Genomic DNA, 569 nt, shown 5'->3' on the forward strand with positions numbered 1-569 from the left:
GAACAACTCGATCTCGTCTTCGGTCTCGCCGACCGCTACGGCGTGGGGGTCGACATCCATCTGCACGACCGGGACGAGAAGGGCGTCCGGGTGCTGCGCGGCATCATCGAGCGCACCAGGGCGCTGTCGCTGCGTGGCAAGGTGACCGTCAGTCACGTCTTCTGCCTGCCGTTCCTCACCAGGGGCGAGTTGGAGACCATGGCGAGGGACCTGGCGGAGCAGGACGTCGCCCTGACGACCGTCGCCCCGAGCGGCTCCCTGGTCCTGCCCCTGGCGACGCTGCGCGAGCACGGGGTACGCGTGGGTCTGGGCTCGGATGGGGTGCGCGACGCGTGGAGCCCCTTCGGCAACGCCGACATGCTGCACCGCACCCACATCCTGGGCTGGGTCACCGGGGTGCGCCTCGACGACGAACTGGTGGGATGCCACACGCTTGGCACGCACGGCGGCGCCGACGTGCTGGGCCTGGACCGGGTGGAGTTCAAGCCGGGCGACCCGGCGGACTTCAACCTGCTGCGCGGCGAGTGCGTACCGCAGGTCGTGGTGGACATGCCGCGCCGGGACATGGT

General features: G+C 70.3%; 1 protein-coding gene. It reads left to right on the forward strand.

All coding sequences use genetic code 11. From position 1 onward, the window contains the following. A partial coding sequence (locus KUM32_RS42285; protein ID WP_217146894.1) for an amidohydrolase family protein occupies window positions 1–569 on the forward strand: 569 nt, incomplete at both ends.

The sequence above is a fragment of the Streptomyces sp. AC627_RSS907 genome, from assembly GCF_019049165.1.